26 protein-coding genes and 2 pseudogenes are annotated in these 26,054 nt (G+C 64.7%); 11 read left to right on the top strand and 17 right to left on the bottom strand.

Annotated elements, in window-relative coordinates; genetic code table 11:
* Positions 1–159: 159 nt before the first annotated feature.
* From XH98_RS05970 to murI, 5 genes are all read right to left on the bottom strand, one after another.
* On the bottom strand, positions 160–1,227 hold the full coding sequence (locus XH98_RS05970) for a threonine aldolase family protein (RefSeq protein WP_271597074.1): 1,068 nt from the start codon (positions 1,225–1,227) through the stop codon (positions 160–162).
* An 88-nt stretch (positions 1,228–1,315) separates the two neighbouring features.
* Positions 1,316–1,933 (bottom strand): 30S ribosomal protein S4, encoded by a 618-nt coding sequence (rpsD, locus tag XH98_RS05965; RefSeq protein ID WP_057747316.1) that lies wholly within the window; start codon positions 1,931–1,933, stop codon positions 1,316–1,318.
* Between the two features lie 281 nt (positions 1,934–2,214).
* Positions 2,215–2,982 (bottom strand): acyltransferase, encoded by a 768-nt coding sequence (locus tag XH98_RS05960; protein ID WP_271618069.1) that lies wholly within the window; start codon positions 2,980–2,982, stop codon positions 2,215–2,217.
* A 154-nt stretch (positions 2,983–3,136) separates the two neighbouring features.
* Positions 3,137–3,910 carry an HpcH/HpaI aldolase family protein gene (locus tag XH98_RS05955; protein WP_271618068.1) on the bottom strand — a complete coding sequence of 258 codons (774 nt, stop codon included), beginning with the start codon at positions 3,908–3,910 and terminating at the stop codon, positions 3,137–3,139.
* Positions 3,911–3,972: 62 nt separating this feature from the next.
* Positions 3,973–4,770, bottom strand: a complete 798-nt coding sequence (gene murI / locus XH98_RS05950; RefSeq protein ID WP_271618067.1) for a glutamate racemase — start codon at positions 4,768–4,770, stop codon at positions 3,973–3,975.
* A 167-nt stretch (positions 4,771–4,937) separates the two neighbouring features.
* Between murI and XH98_RS05945 the strand changes: the two are divergent.
* Together XH98_RS05945 and XH98_RS05940 are read left to right on the top strand one after the other, a co-directional pair.
* A pseudogene (locus XH98_RS05945) lies at positions 4,938–5,216 on the top strand (cytochrome b); the annotation flags it as partial.
* Between the two features lie 85 nt (positions 5,217–5,301).
* Complete coding sequence (locus XH98_RS05940) at positions 5,302–5,943, top strand: glutathione S-transferase family protein (RefSeq protein ID WP_271618066.1); 642 nt, start codon at positions 5,302–5,304, stop codon at positions 5,941–5,943.
* 8 nt (positions 5,944–5,951) lie between these two features.
* On the opposite strand, the gene XH98_RS05935 is transcribed toward XH98_RS05940, so the two are convergent.
* Both XH98_RS05935 and XH98_RS05930 read right to left on the bottom strand, forming a co-directional pair.
* The gene (locus XH98_RS05935) at positions 5,952–6,758 is read right to left on the bottom strand and encodes a Crp/Fnr family transcriptional regulator (protein ID WP_057748943.1); all 807 of its coding nucleotides are present in this window, start codon (positions 6,756–6,758) and stop codon (positions 5,952–5,954) included.
* A 252-nt stretch (positions 6,759–7,010) separates the two neighbouring features.
* Positions 7,011–8,090: a SecDF P1 head subdomain-containing protein gene (locus XH98_RS05930; protein WP_271618065.1), complete on the bottom strand. Its 1,080-nt coding sequence runs from the start codon at positions 8,088–8,090 to the stop codon at positions 7,011–7,013.
* 248 nt (positions 8,091–8,338) lie between these two features.
* Here XH98_RS05930 and XH98_RS05925 point away from each other — a divergent pair, with 248 nt between their 5' ends.
* A complete protein-coding gene (locus tag XH98_RS05925) occupies positions 8,339–10,246 on the top strand; it encodes an acyl-CoA synthetase (RefSeq protein WP_271618064.1) in 1,908 nt (635 codons plus the stop codon).
* 22 nt (positions 10,247–10,268) lie between these two features.
* Here the strand turns inward: XH98_RS05925 and XH98_RS05920 are convergent, their stop codons facing one another.
* Positions 10,269–11,438, bottom strand: a complete 1,170-nt coding sequence (locus XH98_RS05920) for a M20 aminoacylase family protein (RefSeq protein ID WP_271618063.1) — start codon at positions 11,436–11,438, stop codon at positions 10,269–10,271.
* A 472-nt stretch (positions 11,439–11,910) separates the two neighbouring features.
* Between XH98_RS05920 and XH98_RS05915 the strand changes: the two genes are divergently transcribed.
* Positions 11,911–12,498 carry a TetR family transcriptional regulator gene (locus XH98_RS05915; protein ID WP_271618062.1) on the top strand — a complete coding sequence of 196 codons (588 nt, stop codon included), beginning with the start codon at positions 11,911–11,913 and terminating at the stop codon, positions 12,496–12,498.
* 34 nt (positions 12,499–12,532) lie between these two features.
* Here XH98_RS05915 and XH98_RS05910 read toward each other — a convergent pair whose 3' ends face one another.
* Together XH98_RS05910 and XH98_RS05905 are read right to left on the bottom strand one after the other, a co-directional pair.
* Entirely contained in the window at positions 12,533–12,829 is a 297-nt protein-coding gene (locus XH98_RS05910) for a hypothetical protein (protein WP_271597066.1), read from the bottom strand.
* A gap of 108 nt (positions 12,830–12,937) precedes the next feature.
* Positions 12,938–13,045 (bottom strand): annotated as a pseudogene (locus XH98_RS05905) (DNA-binding response regulator); the annotation flags it as partial.
* A gap of 211 nt (positions 13,046–13,256) precedes the next feature.
* Between XH98_RS05905 and XH98_RS05900 the strand changes: the two are divergent.
* The 5 genes from XH98_RS05900 to XH98_RS05880 all read left to right on the top strand — a co-directional run bounded on the left by XH98_RS05900 (position 13,257) and on the right by XH98_RS05880 (position 17,592).
* On the top strand, positions 13,257–14,027 hold the full coding sequence (locus tag XH98_RS05900; RefSeq protein ID WP_271618061.1) for a MotA/TolQ/ExbB proton channel family protein: 771 nt from the start codon (positions 13,257–13,259) through the stop codon (positions 14,025–14,027).
* The gene (locus XH98_RS05895; RefSeq protein WP_057748927.1) at positions 14,024–14,695 is read left to right on the top strand and encodes a hypothetical protein; all 672 of its coding nucleotides are present in this window, start codon (positions 14,024–14,026) and stop codon (positions 14,693–14,695) included. The genes XH98_RS05900 and XH98_RS05895 overlap by 4 nt, the downstream gene beginning before the upstream one ends.
* Positions 14,688–15,293, top strand: a complete 606-nt coding sequence (locus XH98_RS05890; RefSeq protein WP_271597063.1) for a hypothetical protein — start codon at positions 14,688–14,690, stop codon at positions 15,291–15,293. The genes XH98_RS05895 and XH98_RS05890 overlap by 8 nt, the downstream gene beginning before the upstream one ends.
* A 118-nt stretch (positions 15,294–15,411) precedes the next feature.
* Entirely contained in the window at positions 15,412–16,152 is a 741-nt protein-coding gene (locus tag XH98_RS05885; RefSeq protein WP_057748922.1) for a metallophosphoesterase family protein, read from the top strand.
* Between the two features lie 6 nt (positions 16,153–16,158).
* Positions 16,159–17,592: a serine/threonine protein kinase gene (locus XH98_RS05880; protein ID WP_271597062.1), complete on the top strand. Its 1,434-nt coding sequence runs from the start codon at positions 16,159–16,161 to the stop codon at positions 17,590–17,592.
* A 7-nt stretch (positions 17,593–17,599) separates the two neighbouring features.
* Here XH98_RS05880 and XH98_RS05875 read toward each other — a convergent pair whose 3' ends face one another.
* The 4 genes from XH98_RS05875 to rpe all read right to left on the bottom strand — a co-directional run bounded on the left by XH98_RS05875 (position 17,600) and on the right by rpe (position 18,988).
* A complete protein-coding gene (locus XH98_RS05875) occupies positions 17,600–17,791 on the bottom strand; it encodes a hypothetical protein (protein ID WP_057748915.1) in 192 nt (63 codons plus the stop codon).
* 22 nt (positions 17,792–17,813) lie between these two features.
* The gene (locus tag XH98_RS05870; protein WP_271597061.1) at positions 17,814–17,993 is read right to left on the bottom strand and encodes a hypothetical protein; all 180 of its coding nucleotides are present in this window, start codon (positions 17,991–17,993) and stop codon (positions 17,814–17,816) included.
* 4 nt (positions 17,994–17,997) lie between these two features.
* Positions 17,998–18,138 (bottom strand): hypothetical protein, encoded by a 141-nt coding sequence (locus XH98_RS05865; RefSeq protein WP_271597060.1) that lies wholly within the window; start codon positions 18,136–18,138, stop codon positions 17,998–18,000.
* 148 nt (positions 18,139–18,286) lie between these two features.
* On the bottom strand, positions 18,287–18,988 hold the full coding sequence (gene rpe, locus XH98_RS05860) for a ribulose-phosphate 3-epimerase (protein WP_271618060.1): 702 nt from the start codon (positions 18,986–18,988) through the stop codon (positions 18,287–18,289).
* A 254-nt stretch (positions 18,989–19,242) separates the two neighbouring features.
* Between rpe and XH98_RS05855 the strand changes: the two genes are divergently transcribed.
* Positions 19,243–20,013, top strand: coding sequence for an EF-hand domain-containing protein (locus XH98_RS05855; RefSeq protein ID WP_271618059.1), 771 nt, complete (start codon positions 19,243–19,245; stop codon positions 20,011–20,013).
* A gap of 211 nt (positions 20,014–20,224) precedes the next feature.
* Here the strand turns inward: XH98_RS05855 and XH98_RS05850 are convergent, their stop codons facing one another.
* Positions 20,225–21,223 carry a P1 family peptidase gene (locus XH98_RS05850; protein ID WP_271618058.1) on the bottom strand — a complete coding sequence of 333 codons (999 nt, stop codon included), beginning with the start codon at positions 21,221–21,223 and terminating at the stop codon, positions 20,225–20,227.
* Between the two features lie 58 nt (positions 21,224–21,281).
* Entirely contained in the window at positions 21,282–24,086 is a 2,805-nt protein-coding gene (locus XH98_RS05845) for a PAS domain S-box protein (protein WP_271597056.1), read from the bottom strand.
* 266 nt (positions 24,087–24,352) lie between these two features.
* Here XH98_RS05845 and XH98_RS05840 point away from each other — a divergent pair, with 266 nt between their 5' ends.
* The gene (locus XH98_RS05840; protein WP_271597126.1) at positions 24,353–24,739 is read left to right on the top strand and encodes a response regulator; all 387 of its coding nucleotides are present in this window, start codon (positions 24,353–24,355) and stop codon (positions 24,737–24,739) included.
* 76 nt (positions 24,740–24,815) lie between these two features.
* On the opposite strand, the gene XH98_RS05835 is transcribed toward XH98_RS05840, so the two are convergent.
* Positions 24,816–25,934 carry a branched-chain amino acid ABC transporter substrate-binding protein gene (locus XH98_RS05835; protein ID WP_271597055.1) on the bottom strand — a complete coding sequence of 373 codons (1,119 nt, stop codon included), beginning with the start codon at positions 25,932–25,934 and terminating at the stop codon, positions 24,816–24,818.
* Positions 25,935–26,054: the final 120 nt, after the last annotated feature.

Here is a 26,054-nt window from a genome sequence, read left to right as displayed (position 1 = left end):
TCGCTCTCTGAAGACACTGATCTATCGGGCGATGGGGCGGCGACGAACGTAGTCTTGCTGCCTTCGTAGCCCGGATGGAGCGAAGCGCAATCCGGGGACTCTCGCCGCTGAAACTGTCCCGGATTTCGCTGCGCTCGATCCGGGCTGCGGGGCCAGGCCTCACGCCGCGCGCACGATCTCGCGCACGTAGCCGATGGCTTCCTCGATCTTCGCCGCGTCGACGTCGAGATGGGTGCAGGCGCGGATGCGGCCGTCCATCATCGCGAGCGTCACGCCGCGCTGCCTGAGGGCCGCGACCATCTTGTCGCCGGGGATGCCGGCGCCGTCGGGCTTGAAGAACACGAGGTTGGTCTCGGGCTCCTGGACCTCGATGCCGGCGATCTGCGACAGGCCGCGCGCGAGCGCGCGCGCATTGGCATGGTCGTCGGCGAGGCGCTCGACGTGATGGTCGAGCGCGTAGATACAGGCGGCCGCGCAGATTCCAGCCTGCCGCATCGAGCCGCCAAGGCGCTGCTTCCACTGCCAGACCGCGTCGATGAATTCGCGGGTGCCGGCGAGCACGCCGCCGATCGGTGCGCCGAGGCCCTTGGAGAAATCGATCCAGGCCGAATCCCAGCCCGCGGTCATGTCGCGCGGCGAGATGCCGCTTGCCACTGTCGCGTTCAGCAGGCGCGCGCCGTCCATATGCGTCACAAGGCCGTGCTGTTTGGCGATCGCGACGATCTCGTCGAGCGCGGCCTTCTTCCAGATCGTGCCGCCGCCGATGTTGGCGGTCTGCTCGACGCTGACGACCCGCTGCGTCGGCTGGTAGCGCGTGCGCGGATGCAGCGCCTTGCGGAGCGTCTCCGGCGTGAACTGGCCGTCGGGGCCCTTGAGCTGCGTGACCTGGAAGCCGCCGATCGCGGCATGCGCGCCGCCTTCGCGGGCGATGATGTGCGCGGTCTCATGCGCCAGGATCTCGTCGCCGGGCCGGCAATGCACCAGCGTCGCGGTGACGTTGCACATCGTCCCTGACGGCATGTAGACCGCCGCTTCCTTACCCATCAGCGCGGCGACGCGCTCGCACAGCGCATTCACGGTCGGATCGTCGCCGACCTGCTCGTCGCCGACTTCGGCCCGCGCCATCGCCTCGCGCATCGCAGCCGTCGGCCTCGTCTGCGTGTCCGAGAGCAGATTGATGCGCACCGGCGGCGCCTTGGGATCGACGGGGGGAGGGGTGTAGAGCATGCGACGGCTCCTCAAGCGATGCGGCCACTGAAATGTGGCTCTTAAGCAAAAAGGCCCCGGCGAACCGGGGCCTTTCGACATTCAAATCTTAGCGCGAATAGAATTCGACGACCAGATGGGGCTCCATCTGCACCGGGAACGGCACGTCGGAGAGGGCGGGGATGCGCACGTACTTTGCGGTCATCTTGCCGTGGTCGACTTCGAGATAGTCGGGGGTGTCGCGCTCGGGGAGCTGGCTGGCTTCGAGAACGTGGGCGAGCTGCTTGGAGGCTTCCTTGACCTCGACGACGTCGCCGACCTTGACCTGGTAGCTCGAGATGTTGACCTTGCGGCCGTTCACCTTGATGTGGCCGTGGTTGATGAACTGGCGTGCGGCGAAGATCGTCGAGACGAACTTGGCGCGATACACGACCGCGTCGAGACGACGCTCCAGCAGGCCGATCAGGTTCTCGCCGGTGTCGCCCTTGAGGCGGCTGGCCTCGACATAGATGCCGTGGAACTGGCGCTCGGAGATGTTGGCGTAGTAGCCCTTCAGCTTCTGCTTGGCGCGCAGCTGCACGCCGAAGTCCGAGAGCTTGCCCTTGCGGCGCTGGCCGTGCTGGCCGGGGCCGTACTCGCGGCGGTTCACGGGGCTCTTCGGGCGGCCCCAGATGTTCTGGCCCATACGGCGATCGATCTTGTACTTCGCCTCACTGCGCTTAGTCATCGCGTCCTCTTCGGTTGCATGGTTTGAGGAAACGCGCCCTCCTGTGTGACGGGATGATTCCCGGCACCGACAGGTCCGATCCCCAAAGCTTAAGGGACCAGACCACGGGTCGCGAAACGCTTCGCGGGCCGAAACCGGCCCGCGAGCAGGCGGCTTTTAGGGGAATTTGGGGTTGGCTGTCAATTCTTTAGCCCGGTCATTCCGGGGCACCCGCAGGGTGAACCCGGAATCTCGAGATCCCGGGTTCGGTGCTGCGCACCGCCCCGGGATGACCGCTACGATCACGTCCCAACCGCCCGGATCGGCTTGGTGCCCGCCGCGCGCAATTCCGCAGCAATTTCAGTGTTCAGGACCTGTTCCAGCCGGGTCAGGACCCGGGCGATAGGGGCAGCGTCCGTCACCCGGTGGTCCCAGCGGATTACGACCTGGATGGTCTGGTCCGGCTCGACAAGGCCGTAGCTGACGATGAACGGGCCGGGTGTGATGGGATGAAGCTCGCCGCCGCCATAGGCGGCCACCGAGCTGACCGCGAAGCTGCCGAACCAATTGCCGCGCTGCCGGCCGAAATTCAGGCCCACCGCCCAGAACAGGCGCCGCAGCGGCAGCGGTAGCCGGGTGACCCGCATGACCTTACGGAACATGGGGATATCAGCGACCGGGGCCGTCTTGGCGCGCCGGATCTCGGTATCGATCGCGACCAGGGTCATCACCTCTGGCGCAGCGATCCGCTGCGGCATGACGCATTCCTCGCCATTCTCGAGCCGGGCGATCGCCACCGACGCCACGCTATTGGGGAGCTCATAGAGCGTCGGCCGGGGCCATTTGGCGTAGACGGTGCGCAGCACCGGCTCATCCCTTGCCACCAGGGCAAAAGCCTTGACGAACATGGCCGCCCAGCCGGCCGGCGCCCTCGCGCCCGCGCGGGCCTCCTGCAGGGGGCGGATATTGAGCGCGCGGGAGAGCGACACGAACGGCACGCCACTCGAGGCGTGCATCAGGTCGATGATCAGGCGACGCGGCAGGGAAATGTTCTTGGGTTGACCGCGCATCGTTCCTTCGGTTCCCGCGGACTCACATGGGACTGGCGGCGAGGGGCCCCGCGCGCCGCCTGCTCTAGCACGCCGCGACGGCTGAAGGCGAGAACGAGCATTTCTTGAGCATTGTTCCGTCTGGCACGGCCCACCCCGGGCTCCGGCAGGCGGTTCAGCGCCTGATCCCGTCGAACGCCGCCATGATGCCGCGCTGGAACAGCGACCAGTCGAAGCCGAGTGCGATGGCGCGGTAGCCGCGGTCAATGAGCTGGTTGGCCTGGTCGGCGGTGCGCGCCACGCCGCCGATCGGCACGCCGCTTTTGAGGATGCCGGCCTCGGCCCGCGCGATCAGCGCCAGCAATTCCGGATCGTCCATCTGACCACGCTTGTTGATGGACGTGGCAAGATCGCCGGGGCCGATCACCGCGACATCGACGCCTGGTGTCGCCATGATCTCGTCGATGCGGTTGACGGCATCGACATGTTCGATGGTGATCATGCAGATCATCTCGTCATCGGCTGAGGCCATGTAGTCAGGCATTGACTGGCCCCAGCGGAACGGCGCGTGGAACGGCCCCCAGAGCCGGTCGCCGCGCGGCGGATAGCGCACGCTGCGCACCGCTTTCTCGGCCTCGTCGCGATTGGTGATCATCGGGAAATTGATACCGAAGGCGCCGATATCCATCGGTGCTTTGGCAAGCCACGGCTCGTTCGCGGCGATCCGGACCAGCGGCGTGCACGGCGTTCCCGTCGTCGCGGCGATCATGGCATGCGCTTCGGTGAGGCCGATCGGGCCGTGCTCGAGATCCACGATGATCCAGTCGAGCGAGCGCGCCATGATCTGCACCATCTGCACGCTCGGGATCGTTGCGATCGCGCCGAAGGCGGGGCGGCCTTCGCTCCACATCTGGCGAAGGCGATTGAGCGGCTTTGCGGGGACCGACATGTGAAGACCTGCGCGGGGGTAACGATGCGCGAAGCCTAGCAGCACGCCGCCGGCGCGCAAAGTCAGGCGACCGCGCGCCCGCCGAAGAACGGTGTCAGCGTGGCGGAAAGGCCATGCGCGCGGTTCGAGGTGAAAATCATCTCAGCGCCCGTCTGCGCGATGCCGCAGCCGTACGGGCCGAGAAGGTCGGAAACGCGGCGGGCGATCGCAGGCGCCGGATCAATCCATTGGACCGGCCAGGGCGCCAGCCGCTCCATCCGGTCGAGCAGCAGCGGATAATGAGTGCAGGCCAGCACGATCGTGTCGGTGCGCGCAGTCGCATCCTCGGAGTTTCCGACGAAGCAAGGTTTCAGCTCAGCGAAAATGTCGCTGTCGTCGACTGTGGTGCCGCTGAGCGCAGCCTCGGCGAGCGTGGCGAGTTCGGGCGAACCGACCAGCGTCACCTCGCAGCCTTGGCTGTGATCCCGGATCAGCGCTTGGGTGTACTCGCGTTTGACGGTCGCTTTCGTACCGAGCACGGAGACGCGGCGGGTCTTCGACTGCGCGCAGGCCGGCTTGATCGCCGGCACTGTGCCGACGAACGGCACGCGATAAGCGGCGCGCAAATGGCTCATGACTGAAACGGACATGGTGTTGCATGCGATCACCACCAGGTCGGGCTTGTGCGTGGCAATCAGCTCCCCCATCAGCGGCACGACGCGGGCGATGATCTCGTCCTCGCTGTGATGGCCATAGGGGAAGAAGGCGTCGTCGGCGACGTAGGTATAATGCGCATCCGGGCGCGCCGCCACGACCTCACGCAACACGGTGAGGCCGCCAAGACCGGAATCGAATACCAGGATCGTCGGGGAATTGGTCACGTCGCTACCTTAAGACCCCATGGTTACCATTCGGTTTTTGGGGCGGTTTTGCGGCGGGGGCGGCCGGCGCCCAGTTTGGAACGATTCAATTTCACCTCTGCCGCCTGTACCCGCTATCAGCCGTGCTGCGCTGCGATTGGGATACCCGTAAGTTTTCGGGAGCCGACATGATCAGAAACACTGGGAATGGCTGGGGGAGCGTCGCCCGGTGGTTTCACTGGGGCCTGGCGCTGGCGATCATCGGCATGATCGGCTTCGGCTGGTGGATGAATCACATCCCGGCGCGCGCCGACAAGTTCTTCTACCGCTCGATCCACGCCGATATCGGCTACGTGATCCTGCTGCTCACAGTGTTGCGATTGACCTGGCGCATCACCAACGCGACCCCGGCGCTGCCGACCGAGTCCTTGCGCTGGCAGAAGATCGCAGCCCGCGTCAGCCACGGCGGCGGCAGTCTGGATTGCTTCGCTGCGCTCGCAATGACAGGGTAGGATGTGGCGCCAGTTTTGCTTCATCTCTTCAGGAGACGTTATGCTCACCGTCCACCACCTCGGCAAATCGCAATCCGAACGCATCGTCTGGGTCTGCGAGGAGCTTGCGATCCCATATGAGCTGAAGTGCTATGCGCGCGATTCCGTCACCATGCTGGCGCCGCCCGACTACAAGGCGCTGCATCCGATTGGCGCTGCGCCCGTGATCACCGACGGCGATCTGGTGCTGGCCGAATCCGGCGCCGTCGTCGACTACATCATCGCCAAATATGGCAACGGCCGCCTCGTGCTCCGCGCTGATGATCCCGATTTCGCGCAGTTCCTGTACTGGTTTCACTTTGCCAACGGCACCTTGCAGGCCGGCATGGGCCGGCTGATGCTGCTGAACCGGCTCAAGCTCACTGACGACAATCCGATGCTGGTCGCGATCAGGGCGCGTGTCGACCGTGCCTTCGACCTTGTCGACGCGCGCGTGCGCGAAGCCGAATATCTGGCAGGCAGCAACTTCACCACGGCCGATATCATGACGGTCTTCACGCTCACCACGATGCGTTATTTCCAGCCCTATGATCTCCAGCGTTGTCCGAACGTGGTCAAATATCTCGGCCGCGTCAGTGCGCGTCCGGCCTATCGTCGGGCGATGGAGAAGGGCGATCCCGGCATGGCGCTGCTGCTCAGCTGAGCGGACGATCAGGCGATCTTGTTCGTGGTCGCCGTTCGCGCTGCGGCCAGCTGCTTCTGCAGGCGATCGATGTTCTGCAGCAGGCGCTGGCTGGTCAGCACCAGGAAATAATAACCGAACTGCGGATCCTGGAAGTAGATCTCGAGCAGGCGGTCATAGGTGATCGTGAGCACCTGGCCGTCTTCGATGCATTCGATCGTTCCGGTGCGGCGGTTGTCGGGCGTGAGGAAGCCGAGCTCTCCCATCAGCGCGCCGGGCCCGATCTCGACGCCGATCTCCTTGACCAGGAACTTGCCGGTCACGGTGAGGAGCATCTCCTGGGCCGGATCGCCGAGCTTGAACAGGGTGTCGCCGCGGCGATATTTGCGCTCGGTCATGAATGGCTTGAGCCACTCGATCGACATGTCGCCTTCGGCGGCGTGCCGCGCTTTCTTGACCAGCTTGAGCATCTGACGAAGCCGGAGGGCGTTGATCGGAAGCATCAGGAGATAGAGCAGGAACGTCGAGACATTGGCGGAGAGCGCGCCGAAAATGGCGAAGAAGGCGCAGCCGATCATGTTGGCGACGCGCAAGGGCACCATCGTCCGCATCAGGAGGGTGGCGACGAAGAAGCCGGCGCCGATCGTCGCAAATAGATTGGCCAGCGTGATGTTGTGGACGAAGATCTCGAGCAGCCGGTTGAAGATCGCGTCCCAGGTGACGTTGTTGGGGTCAAGGCCCATCTGGACCAGGATCTTCGCGATCCTGAGATTGTCCGTGGCCGCATCGAGAATGCGGTCAAGGATCGAGGAGACGTCTGCGCTGCCGGACGGCATGGTACTATCCCTGCGTAAGGCCTTCAGTCCTGGGCGGTAGGCTCGACACCTATAGCCGAAATGGAACGACGACCGCTTGAATGAAACCTTCGGTCGCCGTTCCGCAACAGGCAAATTTTAGCCCGAACCGTCGTTTCGGCAATTGCCCGTTCGTTGCGCGCATGGTCCGGCCGCCCCGTGATTCGGGGACGGCCCCGGTGGACTTCAGCGTCCGGAAGTGGCGCTGGGCGCCAAAAAGGACAGAAGGTGGGCCTACGGCTTGACGCCAGGCTGGACGACCTGCTGCTCGACGAGGGTCAGGTGCCCGGGCAGCGAGCCGGCACGCAGCTGCATGGCGACGCTGTTGGCCTCCTCCAGGGTGAAATTGCCCGAGATCTGAACCGAGCCGCCGGTGATGGGCTCGCGGATCACGGGGGCGGAGATCACCGTGTCGTCAAGCGCGATGGCGATGGGCTTGCCGATATTCTCTTCCGTGAGATGGGCAAAACGCCGCGTGCCGCGTCCGTTGAAGCGGAAGGAGACAACCGGATCCTTCGTCCCGGGGGCGAAGCTTGGCGCGGCATCGCTGATGTCCTCGCCGTCGAGCGTGCTTTCCTTGGCGACCAAATAGGGCCGCTTGTCCTTGAACCCGAGCAAGACCTCCGTGCCCTCGGGCGGCTTGCCGGATTGCGCCTGCTCCGGAGGCATCGATACATCGACCTGGCGGAGGCTGACCTTGACCCTCCGGGCGAAGATCGCGGTGATGTGCTCGGGATCGGTGACGCCGGGCAGGAAGATGCGAATACGGTCAGTCCCGTCGGGGACGGCGCTGACAAGCTTGATGCCGGTGTCCTTGAGACGCTGCTCGATCATGGCGATGGAATCTTCGACGAGCTCATGCAGCCGTGCCGCGGATGCGGCATCGGTCGGCGCGAGCCGGACCGCTCCGTCGCCACCGTCGGTCACGGAAATGGCATGCGACGGCAGTCCGTCCGCGGCAGCGGCGAGCTTGCGCGCAAGCTGGTCGCGTGCCTTGGCGTCGGCGATCTTCACATCGACGCCACCGTCACGGATCGCGAGATTGGAGAAGGCGATATGGCCGTCGTGCAAGGCCTTGTAGACGTCGTCGCGCAGATCGGTGACAACGCTCTCGCGCAGGCCGTCGCCGTCCACCTTGTAGATGATCCGAGACCCGCCCAGCTTTTCCATCTTGTCGACGACGAAGGCCGCGAGCTTGGCGCGCATCTTGTCGAGCTGGCTATCGGCGAGCGCTGCGCGCGGCAGGACGATCATCGAGGCCAAGGCGAAGGCGAGGATCAGCCGTGTGGCGCGGTCCCGCAGGGGCGTGGTCATCATCACCTCAAGTCCATCGGCGGGACGCTGGCAGAAGAGTCCAGTGCCTGATCTTGGTACCTGGATCGGCCAGGAAGGTTCAAAAGCCGCTCGGGCGAGGTCTATCGCCGTAGCCGGTCGGCAATGGACGAACGCCAAATCATCCATCATTGTAGTCCCGCCCGGCCGGCCAATCGGTCGGGAGGACCCGCCGCACGAAATGTCAAAAGACAGGCGGCGAGGGACGACCTGAGGGAGGACGGAATTCCATGGCGGGCATCCACACGCTCGATCGGCTTATTGGCGACAACTATCCGGAGTTCTTGACGGACGAGGAGGTCCGGGCCTTCGAGCAGGTCCCTTATGCCGACCGGGTCGCGGCCGAGAGCACCTATGACGCCATCAGGCTTGGGGCCGCACGCAACCCCGACGGCGCGGTGATCCAGTTTCTGCAAAATGCCGATCCTGCCGACACGGCTGTCGTGGTCACCTACCGCGATTTCATCGCGCGGGTCACGCAGGCGGCCAACATGTTTCACGCGCTCGGTGCGGAGAAGGGCGATGTGATCTCGTTCATGTTGCCGCTGCTGCCCGATGCCTTCGTGACGCTGTTCGGGGCCGAAGCCGCGGGCATCGCCAATCCCGTCAACCCGCTGCTCGAGCCGCATCAGATCGCGGAAATCCTGGAAGCGGCGAACACGAAGATCCTGGTGGTGCTTGGGCCGATGCCGGGCACCGACATCTGGCAGAAGGTCGAGCAGATCCGCCCGCAGCTCAAGCACCTCAAGGCGATCGTGCAGGTGGCTGGCGGCGGCGATCCGGACAAGGGCATCTTTGCGTTCAACGATCTGGTCAAGCAGCAGCCGGCGGACCGGCTTGTCAGCGGGCGCAAGATTCTCGGCAGCGACATCGCCGCCTATTTCCACACCGGCGGCACGACAGGCACGCCAAAGCTGGTGCGGCACACCCATGCCAACCAGGTCTATCAGGCCTGGGCGCTGAACCTGCTGCTGAAAGCGAAGCCCGGCGCCAACCTGCTGTTTGGCATGCCGCTGTTTCATGTCGGCGGATCACTGACGCAGGTCCTCGGAACACTGTCAGCCGGCGGCTCGCTGGTCGTGCTGTCGCCGAGCGGCTGGCGTAATCCCAACGCCGTGAAGAATATCTGGGGCCTGGTCGAGCGCTTCAGGCCTGAGGCCCTGTCCAGCGTGCCGACGGTGCTCGCCGCAACACTCGCGGTGCCGCCGGGAAATGCCGACATCTCCAGTTTGAAATATGCCGCCGGCGGCGGCTCGGCGATCCCTGTCGCGGTGGGATCTGCGATCCAGGAAAAACTCAAGCTGCCGGTCGTCGAAGTCTACGGCATGACAGAGACCTCGAGCGTGCATACGCTGGCCTATCCGTCACGGCCGATCCGGCTCGGCTCGGTCGGCCTTCCCATGCCGTATTCCCGCGTGCGTATTGTGCAGCTGGATGCCGACGGCAATTTGATCCGCGACTGCAAGGTGGACGAGATCGGCGTCGTCATCATGGCCGGTCCCGGCGTGTTCGGCGGCTATCTCAATGAGGCCCACAACAAGGGCGCCTTTGTCGACAAGGTCTGGGTCAATTCCGGCGACCTCGGCCGGTTGGACGCCGCCGGCTATCTCTGGATCACCGGGCGCGCCAAGGACCTCGTCATCCGCGGCGGTCACAATATCGATCCGGCTCCGATCGAGGAGATCATGTTCCGCCATCCCGCCGTCGGCTTTGCCGCGGTGGTCGGTCAGCCCGATGCCTATGCCGGCGAGCTGCCGGTCGGTTACGTGCAGTTGAAGCCCGGCGCGTCCGTCGAGCCGGGCGAGCTCGAAGCGTGGGTGCGCGAGCGCACGCCGGAGCGCGCCGCCGTTCCGGTCCAGGTCATTCCGATCGACCCGATGCCGGTGACCGGCGTCGGCAAGGTCTTCAAGCCACAATTGCGCTGGGACGCGGCGCAGCGCGTGTTCACCAACGTGCTGCGGCCACTCGTCGAGCGCGGTATCGACTGCAAGGTGAAAGTCGGCGCCCATGGCAGCCACGGCTCGATCGCGACGGTGACACTGACGGGCTTGCCGGCCGACCAGCGCGACATCGTCGCCGGCGAGGTGCACACGCTGCTCGCGCCGTTCGTGATGCGGCACGAGGTGGTACAGGCGTAGCCTCGCCCACGCGGCAGACGTTTTACGCCGGCATCGCGGTTTCAATCAGGCGCACCCAGAATGAGGCGCCGTGGCCGAGGATGTTGTCGTTGAAGACGTAGGCCGGGTGGTGGCACGCAGGGCTCTCGCCCATGCCCACCAGCACCATGGCGCCGGGGCGCTCTTCCAGCATGAAGGAGAAGTCTTCTGCCCCCATCATCGGGATGATGCGGTCGTTGACGCGCTCGGCGCCGACGATGTCACGGGCGACGTCGGCGGCGACGCCGGCTTCACGCGCATGATTGAAGGTCACCGGATACATCCGCGTGTACTTCGTCTCCGCCGAGCCGCCAAAGGCGCGGGCGACGCTGTCGGCGACTTCGCCGATCCGGCGCTCGATGAGATCGCGCACCTCAGGATCGAGCGAGCGCACGGTGCCGCAGAGCTCGGCGGTCTCCGGGATGATGTTGAAAGCGGTGCCGGCGTGGAATTGCGTGATCGAGACCACCGCCGACTGCAGCGGATTGACGTTGCGCGCGACGATCGATTGCAGCGCGCCCACGATCTGCGAGCCGATCAGGACGCTGTCGATGGCCTGGTGCGGGGTGGCGCCGGCATGGCCGCCCTTGCCGCGCACGGTGATCTGGATGTTGTCGGAGGAGGCCAGCATCGGGCCCGGCGTGGTGGCGAAATGGCCTTCGGCGAGACCCGGCATGTTGTGCATGCCGTAGACCTGGTCGATGTTCCAGCGCGTCATCAGCCCGTCCTCGACCATGGCCTTGCCGCCGCCGCCGCCTTCCTCGGCGGGCTGGAAGATCATGACCGCGGTGCCGTCGAAATTGCGCGTCTCGGCGAGGTACTTTGCCGCGCCCAGCAGCATCGCGGTGTGGCCGTCGTGACCGCAGGCGTGCATCTTGCCCGGGATCTTCGAGGCGTAGGGCACCTCGGCGGTTTCCATGATCGGCAGCGCGTCCATGTCGGCGCGCAGGCCGATGGCCTTGCCTGAGGCGGACTTGCGACCACGGATCACGCCGACGACCCCGGTGCGGCCGATGCCCGTCACCACCTCGTCGCAGCCGAACTCGCGCAATTTGTCGGCGACGATGCCGGCCGTGCGGTGGACCTCGTAAAGCAACTCCGGGTTCTCGTGAAAGTCATGGCGCCAGGCGGCCATTTCGTCGGAGAGGGCGGCGATGCGGTTGACGATGGGCATGGGCGTCGGGTCCGTTTTTCTCGGTAGGGCGAATGGGCGCAGCGTAGCCCGCCACGAGGCCCGGGCGAAAGGCAGATCCCGTCTCAAAAATTAACTGTCAATCACGGATCATTGACTGACAGATATTGAAATCTGTCAGCGAGACATGTATATCCGTTCCCGGACGCTCCGATTGGGCGTCCCGCGGCCATCCCTCCCGGAGCCTGAGGTCCGAAATGCCTGCGGATCGAGGCGCGTCATTTTGGGGTGGGAACCGCGGACGAATGGAGACTTACGACAATGACGACCGAAATCATCAACTTCACCGGCACGATTGGGCATTGGCTCAATTTGCTGGTTGCGCGCCAGATCGCGGCGCAAGCTGCAAAACTGCCTCATTAAGGCGAGAGCTTTCCGAAACGACCGGTCAAGGGCGCTTCGGTAAGCATCCTTCGCCGGGGAACTGGACCCTGAACGGGAACATGGTGCTGGCATGAACGAAGCTGTTGTCTTGACGCCGGAGCGGATCCTCGAAGTGACCGAGGATGTCTTGCGGCGCTACGGACTTGCCAAGGCCACCGTGGTCGACGTTGCCCGTGCGCTCGATGTGAGCCACGGCAGCGTCTATCGCCACTTCCCGAGCAAGGCTTCGCTGCGCGAGGCCGTCGCCAAACGCTGGCTCGACCGGATCGACGCGCCGCTGCTGGCGATCGCCAATGAGCAGGGGCCGGCGCCCGACAGGCTCGACCGCTGGCTGCGTACCCTGTTCGCGGCCAAGCGCTCGCGTGTGCTCGACGACCCCGAGATGTTCGAGACCTATCTGACGCTGGCGCGCGAGGCGTGCGCGGCCGTCAAGTGCCACAAGGACACCATGATCGACCAGATCGCGGCGATACTGGCCGACGGTGTCAAGCAGGGCGAGTTCGCCGTGGACGACGTCAAGACGGCGGCGCGCGCGCTGTTCGACGCGACCTGCCGCTTCCATCATCCAGCCCATGCCGACGAGTGGAAGGATGCCGATCTGCCGGCGCGCGTGGACGCCACCCTCGCGCTGCTGCTGCGCGGGTTGAAGGCCTGCTAGACCGCGGTGGCCGTTCGATACACGCGCCGTCCCATCAACTTCTAACCTTGTTGAGAACGACGCCATTGCGGACCGATGGCGTGGACGTACGTGCGCGGAAAGCGCCGTCGGACGATGGGACGACCGGTGGACTCTCCGGATAGGCGCTGATCGCGATTTCGACGTCGTCCTTCGATCGCTTTCGAAGGCGCTCGAATGCCAGTTCCTGATCGAGGGCAGGACAGCGGAAGTGGACCACGGCGGTATCGGGGAGGCGGCAGAGTTCGTCGATGAGATCGCCTACCGTGATGACGGGGGGATGGGCGACTGCCTTGTGGTGACCCTTACTCATGACTTCTACTCCTTCACCCTGCTAACTGGAACACAATAGCCTCCGTTCCTATCCGCTTGGCAGAATGAGAAATTTCATCTCATTCGAGGCATTGCGGCAGGGCCGCTGCTAAATCCGCGTCAACTCGCAAGCCGCGGCAAGCCGCACCAGCTGCGCGTCCGTGCGCGCGCCGGTCTTGGTCCTGATCAGATAGTGGTAGTTCTGGACCGTCTGAAGCACGAGGCGCATGCGATCACCCCAAAGTTTGATAAGCTCAGCCTAACAACGCCGCCGCGTCTTGCCAATTGCAGGGATTGGGCCCGATTGCAGCTCGGGCAAATTTCCCAAGCCCGATTGGGCATCGCTCTTTGGACCTGCAGCGGCGGCTTTGATTTGATCGGGGTGGAAACATCGCAGGCCAATCCCTGCAAGGTGAGGAGCGTGCAGCATGAGTTCGATGACGATTGGACCGATCGCGCCCTCGACTGCCGACCCATCCGAGCGCAGCGCTCTGCTGTTCTGGATGATCTTCACGGGACTGTCGATCTTCGCCGTGGTGCTGCTGTGGCGTTTCGGCCTGATCCATCTGATGCTCACATCAGACCGGACCTACATTTCGAGCGTGATCGCGGCGCTCTATCTCGTCACCTGCGGTCACTGCTTCCTGCGCACGCGAGCGATTGCCCGTGAAGGTGCGGCGGCCCGGCGCTGCCGCGCGGTGCTGGCGGCGCCCGAGGGCAGCAAGGTGCTCGGTGCGCGCGCCACCGCGCTGCCGCGCGGGCTGGTGCGCGATCACATCGAAAGCCTGGTGACGAAAGCGGCGGCGCAGGATTACCGTCCGGTCGACCAGACGCTGCTGCTGCGGACGCTCGCGGACCGCCTGCGCGGCTCCAACGGGTTCGGTGCGTTCGTCTCCGACACGCTGATGAAGCTCGGCCTGCTCGGCACCATCATCGGCTTCATCATCATGCTGGCGCCGATCGCGGGACTGGACGCCGCCGACAAGGTCGCGATGCGCTCCTCGATGGGACTGATGAGCGACGGCATGGCGGTCGCGATGTACACGACGCTCGCGGGCCTCGTCGGCTCCATCCTGGTCCGGATCCAGTACTACATGCTCGATGCCGCGACCCAGCGGGTGTTCTCGGATGCGGTGGTGCTGACCGAGACCTATGTGACGCCGGTTCTCGAGCGTAAAGGTGCTGGAACGCCGTCATGATGGATGATTTCGGCCTCTATCCGCGCGAGGAGCCGTTCGATCCCCTGGGCGTGATGCTGTTCAAGGCGCTTCAGGTGGTCGCCTTCCTGTTCTTCCTCGCGCTGCTTGCGGTCTCGCCCGATGCCAAGGATGGCAAGATCGACTCCAAGGCCGAGTTCATGATCACGCTGGACTGGCCGGACAATCATCCTGACGATCTCGACCTGTTCGTGCAGGATCCCGCCGGCAACATCGCCTGGTATCGCCACCGGGAGGCCGGCTTCCTCACGCTCGACCGCGACGACCGGGGCGGGGCCAACGACTTCATCATGGTCAATGGTAAGAAGATCGCTTCCCCCATCCGTGAGGAGATCGTCACGCTGCGCGGCATCGTCCCCGGCGAATACACCGTCAACGTCTCGCATTTCGTCGCCACGACCGGCGAGCCCGTCACGGCCAATGTGAAGGTGCAGAAGCTCAATCCGACCGCGCAGGTGGTCTTCGACAACAAGTTCACGCTCGACCACACCGGTGACGAGAAGACCGCGGTGCGGTTCCGGCTCGATGCCGAGGGCAAGGTTATCGATGTGAGCCAGCGGCCGAAATCGCTGATGGAGACCTTCCGCAGCACCTGGCGCAATGGCGCCGATATCGACCCGAACACGCGGGTAAGGGTGCGCCGTGAGTAATCAGCAGACGGTCATCCTCTCGCTGTCGGTCGCCTATGCCGTGATCGGCGCGCTGCTGCTGGTCGTGCTGGTCTATGCGCGGCTGCACTGGTCGCTGAAGGCGGTCGCCGTCGTCGTGACCAGTGCCTTCTACGTCGTCAGCTTCACGGACATGCGCGGGTTGCTCGGCTGGGCCAGCACGGACAGGCTCCCTGCGTCCTTCAAGCTGCTGGCGGCGCGGATCGTCGAGCCGCATTCGCTGGAGGGCGATCCCGGCTCGATCTATCTGTGGGTGGAGGAACTCGATGCGGATCATCGTCCGAGCGGCATTCCACGGGCCTTCCGCGTCCCCTATAACGACACCCTGGCCGACAAGACCCATGCGGCGGAGAACGAGATCGCGGCGGGCCATCCGCAGGGCGGGCGTGCGGCGGACTTTGGCGGCGGCGAGGGCAGCCTGGTCGACATGATCAGGGAGTATGTGACGCCCAAGGCCATCCTCGAGACCAGCGGCGGCGATTCCTCGACCGGGGAGTTCAATGCCCCGCCATCAGGCGCGCAAGGCGCCGTCTTCACGCCGTTGCCGCCACCTCGGATGCCGCCCAAGGACGAGCAATAGGCTCTTCACCATTGCGGCCGCGTGGCGCTGGTCAACCGCCTTGCGCTGGCGCATCTTGTTGACCTCCCTCAAATTGGCTTTATCGGCTTAAAATAAGACTATTGAGGGTGGAGGGTGCGTGCTTCTCGCTGTCTTCTCGGATATCCACGGCAACCGGCAGGCGTTCGAGGCGTGCCTGAAGGTGGCCCGCGCCAGGGCTGCGGAGCGGTTCATCCTGCTCGGCGATTTCGTCGGCTATGGCGCCGACCCGGAATGGGTCGTGGACACCGCCATGGATCTGGTCGCCCATGGTGCCGTCGCCGTGCGCGGCAATCATGACGAAGCCGTCAACACCACCACCGAGAACATGAACAACGAGGCGCAGATCGCGATCGAGTGGACGCGCGGGCGGCTCGATGCGGCACAGCGGCGGTTCCTGGCCGAACTGCCGATGCTGGTGGACGACAGCGATCGGCTGTTCGTGCATTCGGAAGCCTCGAGCCCCAAGCGCTGGCATTATGTCCGCTCGACGGCGGATGCCGCCAGGAGCCTGATCGCAACGCCGGCTCACGTCACGTTCTGCGGCCACATTCATCGGCCCGCGCTCTATTCGATGTCGGTGACGGCGAAGATGACGAGCTTCGTGCCCAAGACCGATGTGCCGGTGCAGCTCCTGCGCGGCCGGCAATGGCTCGCCGTGCTCGGCTCGGTCGGCCAGCCGCGCGATGGCGATCCGTCGGCATCTTTCGTGCTGTTCGACACGGTCTCGTGCCAGATCACCTATTGCCGTGTGCCCTATGACATCGCGAGCGCGGCAAGCAAGATCCGCGAGAACGGCCTGCCGCCCTGGCTCGCCGATCGGCTGTCGCAGGGGCGCTAGAGGCCGATGCCCAAATCCCTGGTCAAATCAGGCGCTGTCATCGACGGCTACACGATCGGCGAATGCGTCCATGCCGGCGGCATGGCGACGCTGTGGACCGTCACCCGTCCCGGCATCGAGGTGCCGCTGCTGATGAAGGTCCCGCGGGCGTCGGAAGGCGAGGACCCCGCGGCAATCGTTTCGTTCGAGATGGAGATGATGATCCTGCCGCGGCTGGCCGGCCCGCACGTGCCGCACTGCTATGGCACCGGCGATTTTGCCCGCCAGGCCTATGCCGTGATCGAGCGCATTCCGGGCACAACGCTCTACAAGCGGCTGCCCGATCTGCCGCTACCTTACGAGGAGGCGCGGTTGCTGGTTGCCAAGATCGCGGCTGCGCTCGCCGATCTGCATCGGCAGAGCGTGATCCATCACGACATCAAGCCAAGCAGCGTCATGTTCCGCGAGAGCGGCGAGGCAGTGCTGATCGATTACGGCCTGTCGCACCACGATCATCTGCCCGACCTGCTGCAGGCGGAGTTTCGTCTGCCTTATGGCACAGCGCCCTACATGGCGCCGGAACGGCTGCTGGGCGTGCGCGACGATCCGCGTAGCGACCTGTTTTCGCTCGGTGTGCTGCTGTACTTCTTCACGACCGGCGAACGTCCGTTCGGCGAGGGCGAGACACTGCGCGCGATGCGGCGGAGGCTGTGGCGCGATCCGCATCCGCCGCGGAGCTTGCGCGCCGACTATCCGCCCTGGCTCCAGGAAGTGGTGCTGCGGTGTCTCGAGATCGAGCCGGTCCGGCGCTACCCGACCGCGACCCAGCTCGCCTTCGATCTCGCGCATCCGAACCAGGTCAGGCTGACCGCGCGTTCGGAGCGGATCAAGCGCGATCCCTTGAGCGTGGCCTGGCGGCGCCGGTTCAACCAGGACGCCATGCAGCCGCGGGCGAAGGCGGATGTTGCCGAGCAGATTGCCTCGAGCCCGATCCTCGCAGTCGCGCTTGACACGGTGGAAGGTGAGCCGGAGCTGAACGAGGCGCTGCGTGTGACCACGGAGCGCATTCTCGCGACGCTGCCGTCAGCGCGGCTTGCCTGCGTCAATGTGCTGAAGCTCAACCGCATCGCCATCGACAAGACGCTGGACGACCAGGGCTCCAACAAGCATATCGACCGCCTGGTCGCGCTCCGGCATTGGGCGACGCCGCTGAAGCTGGATGAAAGCCGGCTGTCGGTTCACGTGCTGGAGGCGGTCGATCCCGCCACGGCGCTGCTGGAATTCGCCGAGGTCAACCAGGTCGACCATGTCGTCATCGGCGCGCGGCAGAGCTCGTTCAGGCGCACGCTGCTTGGCAGCGTCTCGGCCAAGGTGGCGGCGGAGGCGACCTGCACCGTCACCGTGGTGCGGCCGCCGCGCATGGCTGTTGCCAAACCGGACGCCGGCGTGGTGTGGGGCTAGGAAAGATTCACGCCGCGTGCGCGGTGTGCATCGAACGCTTGCGACGGATCGGCCAGGTGAAGTGCGGGCCGGCCTCGCCGTGATCCGCGCTGCCGCCGAAGTACTGAATGATCTCGCGGCAGGGCTCGCAGTTGAAGAGGTTACGCGACGCGGACGCCTTGGTCATTTCCTTCAGGCAGTTCGGGCAGTGCGGTTTCATTGGTTGAGTCCAGAAAAGGATTTCAATGCCGGCGCGGTGACCGGAACGAGTGGTCCAGGTCTACAGTCTCGGCGCCCGGATCGTCGCGCATGTTGCCTTCGGTGCGTTCGAGCCGACCGAAGAAATAGTCGAGGTTCGGATGCGGGCGGCGCGGGATGCGGCACCTGCGTTTCGGCTGACGCTTCACGAGGGCGATCTGCATGGCGTCAGCCCGGATAGCGGCGGCGACCGATGATGCGGGTCGAACGCGCCGGGACCTGCACCGGTCCGGCCGATGGGCCGAACACAACGAACGCACAAAAACCGATCCACAACGCCACGCCAGTCCAAACCAGGGTCGTCGTCATGATGTGCTCCTGTCAAATCAGGCAGGAATCACTAGCGATGATTTGCACGAATCAGGGAAGTCCGGAGGAGTACGGATTTAGGTTGCAATTTTAGTCATTGCGCGTCGCAATGCCCGTAAAGGCCGCAGTTTTGCCGGCGTAGCGCCGGTCAGATCGCCTCGCCGCGCGCCGCGAGTGCCGCGTTGCGGATCGCTGCAATATTGTTCTTGTACGCATCCTGCGTGCCGCCCTTGAACACGGACGTGCCGGCGACGAAGGCGTTGGCGCCGGCGGCCGCAAGCGCGCCGGCGACATCGGGGCCGACACCGCCATCGACCTCGATATCGATCGGACGCCCCGCCGTCATCGCGCGAATGTCGCGGATCTTGCCGATGGCGGAGGGGATGAAGGCCTGGCCGCCGAAACCGGGATTGACCGACATCACCAGCACGAGATCGACCAGGTCGAGCACGTATTCGAGCACGCTGATCGGCGTGCCCGGATTGAGCGAGACGCCCGCCTTCTTGCCGAGCGCCCGAATGGCCTGGAGCGAGCGGTGCAAATGCGGACCTGCCTCGGCATGCACGGTGATGTGGTCACAGCCGGCCTTGGCGAAGGCCTCCAGATAGGGATCGCAGGGCGAGATCATCAGATGCGCATCGAACACCTTCCTGGTGTGCGGGCGCATCGCCTTGATGACGTCAGGGCCGTAGGAGATGTTGGGCACGAAGTGCCCGTCCATCACGTCGAGATGGATCCAGTCGGCGCCGGCAGCATCCACCGCGCGGACCTCCTCGCCGAGCTTCGAGAAATCCGAGGCCAGGATCGAGGGCGCGATGGCCAGGGGGCGGGGGGCGAAGGCTTGGGTCATGGCGCTGTTTCCCGGGGCGGCATGGGGGCTGTTGGCCTCGCCTAACATGGGCCTCCCGGCCGGGCAATGCAGGGAGGTTGAGCTTCCTGTGGGCGGAAATTTCTGCCGCCAGCGGGCATGAATTGCCGATGGTCCCGCACCCCGCAAGGCCCGGCGGATATGGATTTCATTGAGCTTTTCGCGCTGGCACGTCGCTTGCTGACCTCACGGCCAGAACATTGGCCGCGGCATGCCGCATGGTTTGGAGTTGTGCAATGTTGTTTGCGCTTGGTGCCGTCGCGACTGCGCTTGATGCCATTCAATCGCTGACGAGCTCGAAATCGTCCTCGACGCAGCAGACTGGCTCGTCGCAAGGCGCGGCCAACCCATTCGCGATCGACAGCAGCACCAGCAGCACGTCAAGCAGTGCAGCTCCGTCGGCGAATCCTGGCTATTATCCGCAGATCTCGCCGGAGACGATGAATGCGCTGTTCGCCGCGCAAAGCCAGTCGACGGACCAGACCGCCAGCACGGGCAACGCGACTTCGAGCAGCCGCGACGCAGCGCTGAAGGACCTGTTCTCGCAGATCGACGCCAATGGCGACGGCAAGATCACCCAATCGGAGTTCGAGAACGCGCTCGGCGCCGGCGGCACCAATCTGGCGCAGGCCGACGACGTGTTCTCCAAGCTCGATACCAATTCGGACGGCAGCGTCAGCCTGGACGAGATGTCCAAGGCGCTGAAGGGCGCCGGCCATCATGGCGGCCACCACGATGCGCACGCGCCGAGCGGCTCGGGCGGTGCGTCGCGCAACGGCTCGGATTCCTCGTCATCGCCGAGCGGCGGGTCGACCTCGACCACCACGACCGCCGCCGACGGCTCGACCACCACAACCGTCACCTATGCTGACGGTTTCAAGATGACGACAGTGGTGCCGGGCGCCTCCAGCGCCAATTCGCCCTATGACTGGTTCGGCCAGATGATGCAGCGCCAGACCCAGACCGCGGCCGGTTCCGCGGCTTCGTCGATGTCCATGAGCGTGTAAGGGGCGCATCCGCTGTCATGCCCCGGCTTGCCGTCTTCGCTGAAGCTTCGCCGGCCGAGCTCCTTGCAGGCCCGGCGTAGCCTAGCGGAGCCGGGACCGGGGCATCCAGTACGCCGCGGCCTCTCATTTCAATCGCAATCATCTTTGGAATAATGGATCGCCCGGTCTTCGCCGGGCGATGACACCCGACGTGGGGAGAGAGGCGCTCTCGTTACACTCCGAACCGATCCTTCCACGCGGGCTGCGCGCCCGGGAACGGCAGCGCGGTCGCGTTGTAGACGCCGCGGGCGATGGCGCGGGCAACCACATTGGCGGCGACCATGCCGAGCTCGGTGAGGCCGACGATCGGATCAATCGGCTTTGCGCAGGTTGCGGCGGCGAGCAGCACGTCACCATCGGTCGGCGCATGCACCGGATAGATCGCACGCGCAAAGCCGGTATGCGCAATCATCGCCAACCGCTTGGCCTGGGGCTTGCTCAGCACTGCATCGGTGACGACGGCGCCGATCGTGGTGTTCTCGCGCTCGGTTGCGGCGGGGCCGCCCTTGATGCGCAGCTTGAGCATGTCGTCGGTGAACTTGTCGGGCAATCCGCGGCCACCGAACTCGCCGCCAAGCTCGAACGGCGCCGCCCAGAACCAGGGTCCGTCGCCGACGGTGGCGCTGCCGACCGCGTTGACGGCGATGAGCGCCGCGACCTTGACGCCGCTGCTGGTCACGGCGGATGCCGAGCCGAGGCCGCCCTTGAACGTCGCTGTGGTGGCGCCAAAGCCGGCCCCGACGCTGCCGAGCGCAAACTCGCTCCCGGCTGAGGCGGCTGCGGCATAGCCGAGATCGCGATAGGGCGCGAAGCGGCCCCAGGCCTTGTCGCCGCCGTTGAGCAGATCGAACAGGATGGCGCCCGGCACGATCGGGATCAGGGCCTCGCGGACGCGGAAGCCGCGGCCCTGCTCGGCAAGCCAGGCCTGGATGCCGCCGCCGGTCTCGATGCCGAAGGCAGAGCCGCCGGACAGCGCGATCGCGTCGACGCGCTCGACGGTATTGGCAAGGCCAAGCAGCGCGTCCTCGCGCGTGCCGGGTCCGCCGCCGCGGATGTCGATCGCCGCGACCGCCGGCTGATCGAACACGATGGCCGTTGCGCCCGAGGCAAGTTTTGCGTCATCGGCATGACCGACGCGGACGCCGGCAATATCGGTGAGCAGGTTTTTCAAGGACGGCACTCCCATGCGGCTGGCACGGTCCCAGCGATAGCGTACGCGAGCGGCGGGCTCAACTCGCCAGCGCGGTCCTGAGCATCTTGGCGAGCTCCGACTTGCGGTAAGGCTTGGCCAGCAGCAGCACGCCGGAATCGAGCCGGCCGTGATGGACGATGGCGTTTTCCGTGTAGCCCGAGGTGAACAGCGTCTTCAGCTGCGGTCGCCGCCGTGTCGCCTCATCGGCGAGCTGGCGGCCGTTCATGTTGCCGGGCATGATGATGTCGGTGAAGAGCAGGTCGATGTCCTTGTCGGCATCGATGATGACGAGGGCTTCGGCGGCGTTGGCCGCCTCGAGCGCGGCATAGCCGAGGCTCTTGACCTGGGTCACGACATATTGCCGCACCAGCGCGTCGTCCTCGACGATCAGGACCTTCTCGTTACCGCCGGTGATGGGCACGTTCTGAGGCTGTTCGTACTCGGTCTCCTGCATGCCGGTGGACCGCGGCAGGTAGATCTTCACGCTCGTGCCGTGGCCTTCCTCGCTGTAGATATTGATGTGGCCGCCGGACTGCTTGACGAAGCCGAACACCATGCTGAGGCCAAGGCCTGTGCCCTTGCCGACCTCCTTGGTGGTGAAGAACGGATCGAACACCCGCTCGAGCAGCGCGGCCGGAATGCCCGAGCCGGTGTCGCTGACCGCGATCATCACGTAATTGCCGGCGACGACATCGGGATTCATGCTGGCATAGCCGTCGTCGAGGAAGATGTTGCGGGTCTCCAGCACCAGGGTGCCGCCGTCGGGCATGGCGTCGCGCGCGTTCAGGGCGAGATTGAGGATCGCAGTCGAAAGCTGGCCTGGATCGACCAGAGTAGGCCAGGCGTCTTCGGTGAGCTGCGGCATGATCGTGATCTGCTCGCCGAGCGTCGGATGCAGCAGCTTTGCGGCCTCCAGCACCAGCGCATTGACGTCGATCTCGCGGGGCTGGAGCGGCTGTTTGCGGGCGAAGGCGAGCAGATGCTTGGTCAGCTGCGCACCGCGCTCGGCAGCGTCGTCGATCAGCTTGGTGATGGCGGCAAGCTCGGGCCGGTCGGCGACCGCGTCCGACAAAATGCCGATCGTGCCGGTGATGACGGTGAGCACGTTGTTGAAGTCGTGGGCGACGCCGCCGGTCAGCTGGCCGATGGAATCCATCTTCTGGACCTGCCGCAGCTGGGCTTCTGCGGCTTGCTTGTCGGTGAGGTCGCGGCCGATGAAGAAATGGCGCTTGACGGGCTCCGACCAGTTTCCGACCCAGTTCAGCGAGACCTCGTGCCCGTCATAGTGGTAATAGCGCGCCTCGAAGCTACGCTTGGTCTGACCGCGCCGCGCAGCGCGCATCTCTTCGCGCGTCCTGTCCAGATCGTCGGGATGGATGAATTCGATCGCGCTGTGCCCGATCATGTCCTCCGGGTTGAAGCCGAGAATGTCCTTCACGCTCGGGCTGACCTGGATGAAATTACCGTACCCGTCGGTGACCAGGATCAGGTCCTGCGAGGTCTCGAAGATGCGCTCGCGCTCCTCGATCTCGCGGCGCAGCTTCTCCCGCGCCTGCTTCTCCTCGGTGATGTCGTGGGCAATCTTGGAGGCGCCGATGATCTCGCCATTGTCGGATCGCAGCGGCGAGACGTTCAGGACGACGTCGATCTGCCGGCCGTCCTTGCGGATGCGAACGGTCTCGTGCTGGGCGATCGACTCGTTGCTGCTGATGCGGTTGAGAAGACCCCTGGCTTCGGCCCTACGGTCCTCCGGCACCACGAGATCAATCGATCGGCCGATGGCTTCGTTGGCTGAATAGCCGAACAGACGCTCGGCAGCTCTGTTCCAGCCCGTGATGCGGCCGTCGAGCGATTCGGTGATGATGGCATCGTTGGAGGATTCGACCACGGCGCCATAGAGCGCGAGACGCTTGCCGTAATAGTCGCGCTCGAAGGCCGATTGCTCGCGCAGCCGGCCGACAAGGCCTATCGTGCTCGCCTGCAGGCGGACGTTCTCGATCAGGAGCACGGCGAGCACGAAGCTCGCGGCGAATAGGCCGTAGATGCGGCCGGCGTAGAAGCCGAGGTCGTAGCGGGCGACATTGACGATCGCCGACAGCGCGATGTCGAACAGCCAGGCGCACATCGTGACCATCAGCCAGATGTCGATCACCGTATGCGGCCTGCGGAGCCAGAGCGTGATCAGCGCCGCGAAGCTCAAGGACCAGACAAAAGACACCACGCCGATCATGGTGGTGGTGTAGCGGCCGTCCCTCAGCAGGACCGGCAGCAAATCGTGCCGCGCCGTGACGAACCAACCGATGACGATCATCGCGACAATGACGCCGAGCACGGCGACCACGATCGACCGCTGCGTCGGTCCCTCGATCTTGTTGCCGCCGTTGCCGTCCTTCAACCAGCCATAGGCCAGCACGAACAACGGGAATCCGCCGTGCCAGATCATGTAGAGCCAGACCGTGGTCTGGGTGCCGGCGCCCAGCAATCCCGTCGGCGCGAACAGTCCGGGGAAGGTGAGGGCGTGTGTCACCGCCGCCGCTGCGGTGAACAGATACCCTATTGACAGCAGCAGCAACGCGCGGCTGCGCAGGACCGAGAATTGCGACAGCAGCAGAACAGCGGTAATGATATCGCTGACGGCCAGCGCCGACTGGTAGCTGGCCACGAAGGCCGGCATCTGGACCAGGGGAGTCGCCGCGAAGGGGACAGCCAGTGCGAACAGGATCGCGGAGATCCCGACGATCGCCAACGCTGCAGTGCGATCGCTCTGCATGGCCGGCAAGGTTGAAAGGAATGTGCTTCGGTCGTTTCTGGCGTGCACGTTGACCTCTCGCAGGGACGGCATGGGTAGTCCACGTGACTTCATCGGCCGGCCGCCTCGGGTACTGGCCTGGCGTCTCGGCCTTGGCCTCCATGGTAACCCGCTCTGGGCGCGTGTCCCGAGGGGATATGCCCACGACTCAACCGAGGGTTACAGCTTACTTAACTCGGACGGGGAATCGGAATAGGAAATCGGTAAGGTTGGCTTTACTTGACGGGCTCATACTACCTTGCCGTACGTCGCCGTTTGAATTGAAACCAATTAATGATGCGAATCCGGGAGTTGTTCCCATGCCCCGTGTCCTTGTTGTGGATGACCAGAAGGACGTCCGCGCCATGGTCTCGATCGTCCTTCGGGTCAACCAATTTGACGTAGTTGAAGCCGAGAGCGGTGTGGCTGGCCTCAAGGCCTTTGGCGAAGAGGTTTTCGACGCGGCCATTGTCGACATCTTCCTGACCGACATCAGCGGTATCGAGGTCATGGCGGCTATTCGCGAGCGTGTTCCCGGATTTCCGATTGTGGCGGTATCGGGGATGACGACACTGGATTTCATCCGTGAGGCGCCGGGTCTCGCCGGCGTGATCTGCGTGCAAAAGCCGTTTCGGCCGAACGATCTGCTGCAAGCGCTCCGGAAGGCGCAGACAGCGGCTGGCGGCGAATTGTCTGCTGCCGTTTGACCGGCTTGCGAAAACAAAACGCCCCGGCGAGCCGGGGCGTTGACGTCAAGCTGGTTAAAAGATCAGGCGACCTGTCTTAGGTGCCGTGGGCGTTGAGCTCGGCGTAGCCGCCCTTGGCGTCCCACTTGTAGACGACATAGTCGATCTGCTTGATGTCGCCCTTGGCGTCATATTCGAGAGGCCCAAGCACCGTATCCCACTTGCCGGCCTTGATGGTCTCCATGACCTTCTTGGCATCGGTGGTGCCGGCCTTCTTGACCGCCTGCGACCAGACCTGCATCGCGGCATAGGTGTAGAGCGTGTAACCTTCCGGATCGATGCCCTTGGCCTTGAAGGCCTCGACGATCTTCTTCGCGGTCGGCTTGTTGCGCGGATCGGGACCGAAGGTGAACAGCGTGCCTTCGCCGGCCGGGCCCGTGATCGAGGCGTATTCCTTGTCGGCCAGCGCGTCGCCCGACATCAGGACCGTCTTCATGCCCTGGTCGCGCATCTGGCGCAGGATCAGGCCCGCCTCCTGATGATAGCCGCCGACATAGACGAGGTCGATGTTCTCCTTCTTCAGGCGCGAGACGATCGCGTTGAAGTCCTTGTCGCCCTTGTTGTAGGACTCATTGAGCTTCTCGGTGATGCCGGCCTTGTTGAGCGCCTTCTTGGTCTCATCCGCCAGACCCTTGCCGTAGGTGGTCTTGTCGTTGAGAATCGCGACGTTCTTGCCCTTGAAGTTCTTCGCGATGTACTGCGCGGCGATCAGGCCCTGTTGATCGTCCCGGCCGCAGACGCGCGCCACGTTCCAGAGCTTGCGCTCGGTGAAAAGCGGGTTGGTCGAGGCGGGCGTGATCTGGAGGACGTTACCGTCGGCATAGGCTTCCGAAGCCGGGATCGACGACGACGAGCAGAAGTGGCCGGCGACGAACGGGATCTTCGCGCCCGCGATCTTTTCGGCAACAGAGCGGGCCTGCTTGGGATCGCAGGCATCGTCCTCGGCATCGAGGACCAGCTTCTTGCCGGCAACGCCGCCGGCGGCATTGAGGTCGGCCACCGCCAGGTCGGCGCCGTTCTTCATCTGGCGGCCGAAGGCGGATTCGGTGCCGGTCATCGGGCCCGCGACTGCAATGGTGAGGTCGTCTGCGAACGCCGCCGTTGACAGCGCAACGGAAGCGCCGAATGCCAGACCGATGAGTTTCAGTGATTTCATGAGATACCTCGCGGGTGATCGTCTGTGGGAGTTGCCGGGCAAGCCCGGTTCAAACCGGCGCCATTGTTCAATGAATTTTTCGAGAAGTCACCGGCAAAATACGGGCAATTGCAAAGATAT

The sequence above is a fragment of the Bradyrhizobium sp. CCBAU 51745 genome (assembly GCF_028128715.1).
Taxonomy (GTDB): domain Bacteria; phylum Pseudomonadota; class Alphaproteobacteria; order Rhizobiales; family Xanthobacteraceae; genus Bradyrhizobium; species Bradyrhizobium manausense.
Note: the sequence above shows the minus strand (reverse complement) of the source record. Positions and strands in the feature narration are given on the sequence as shown.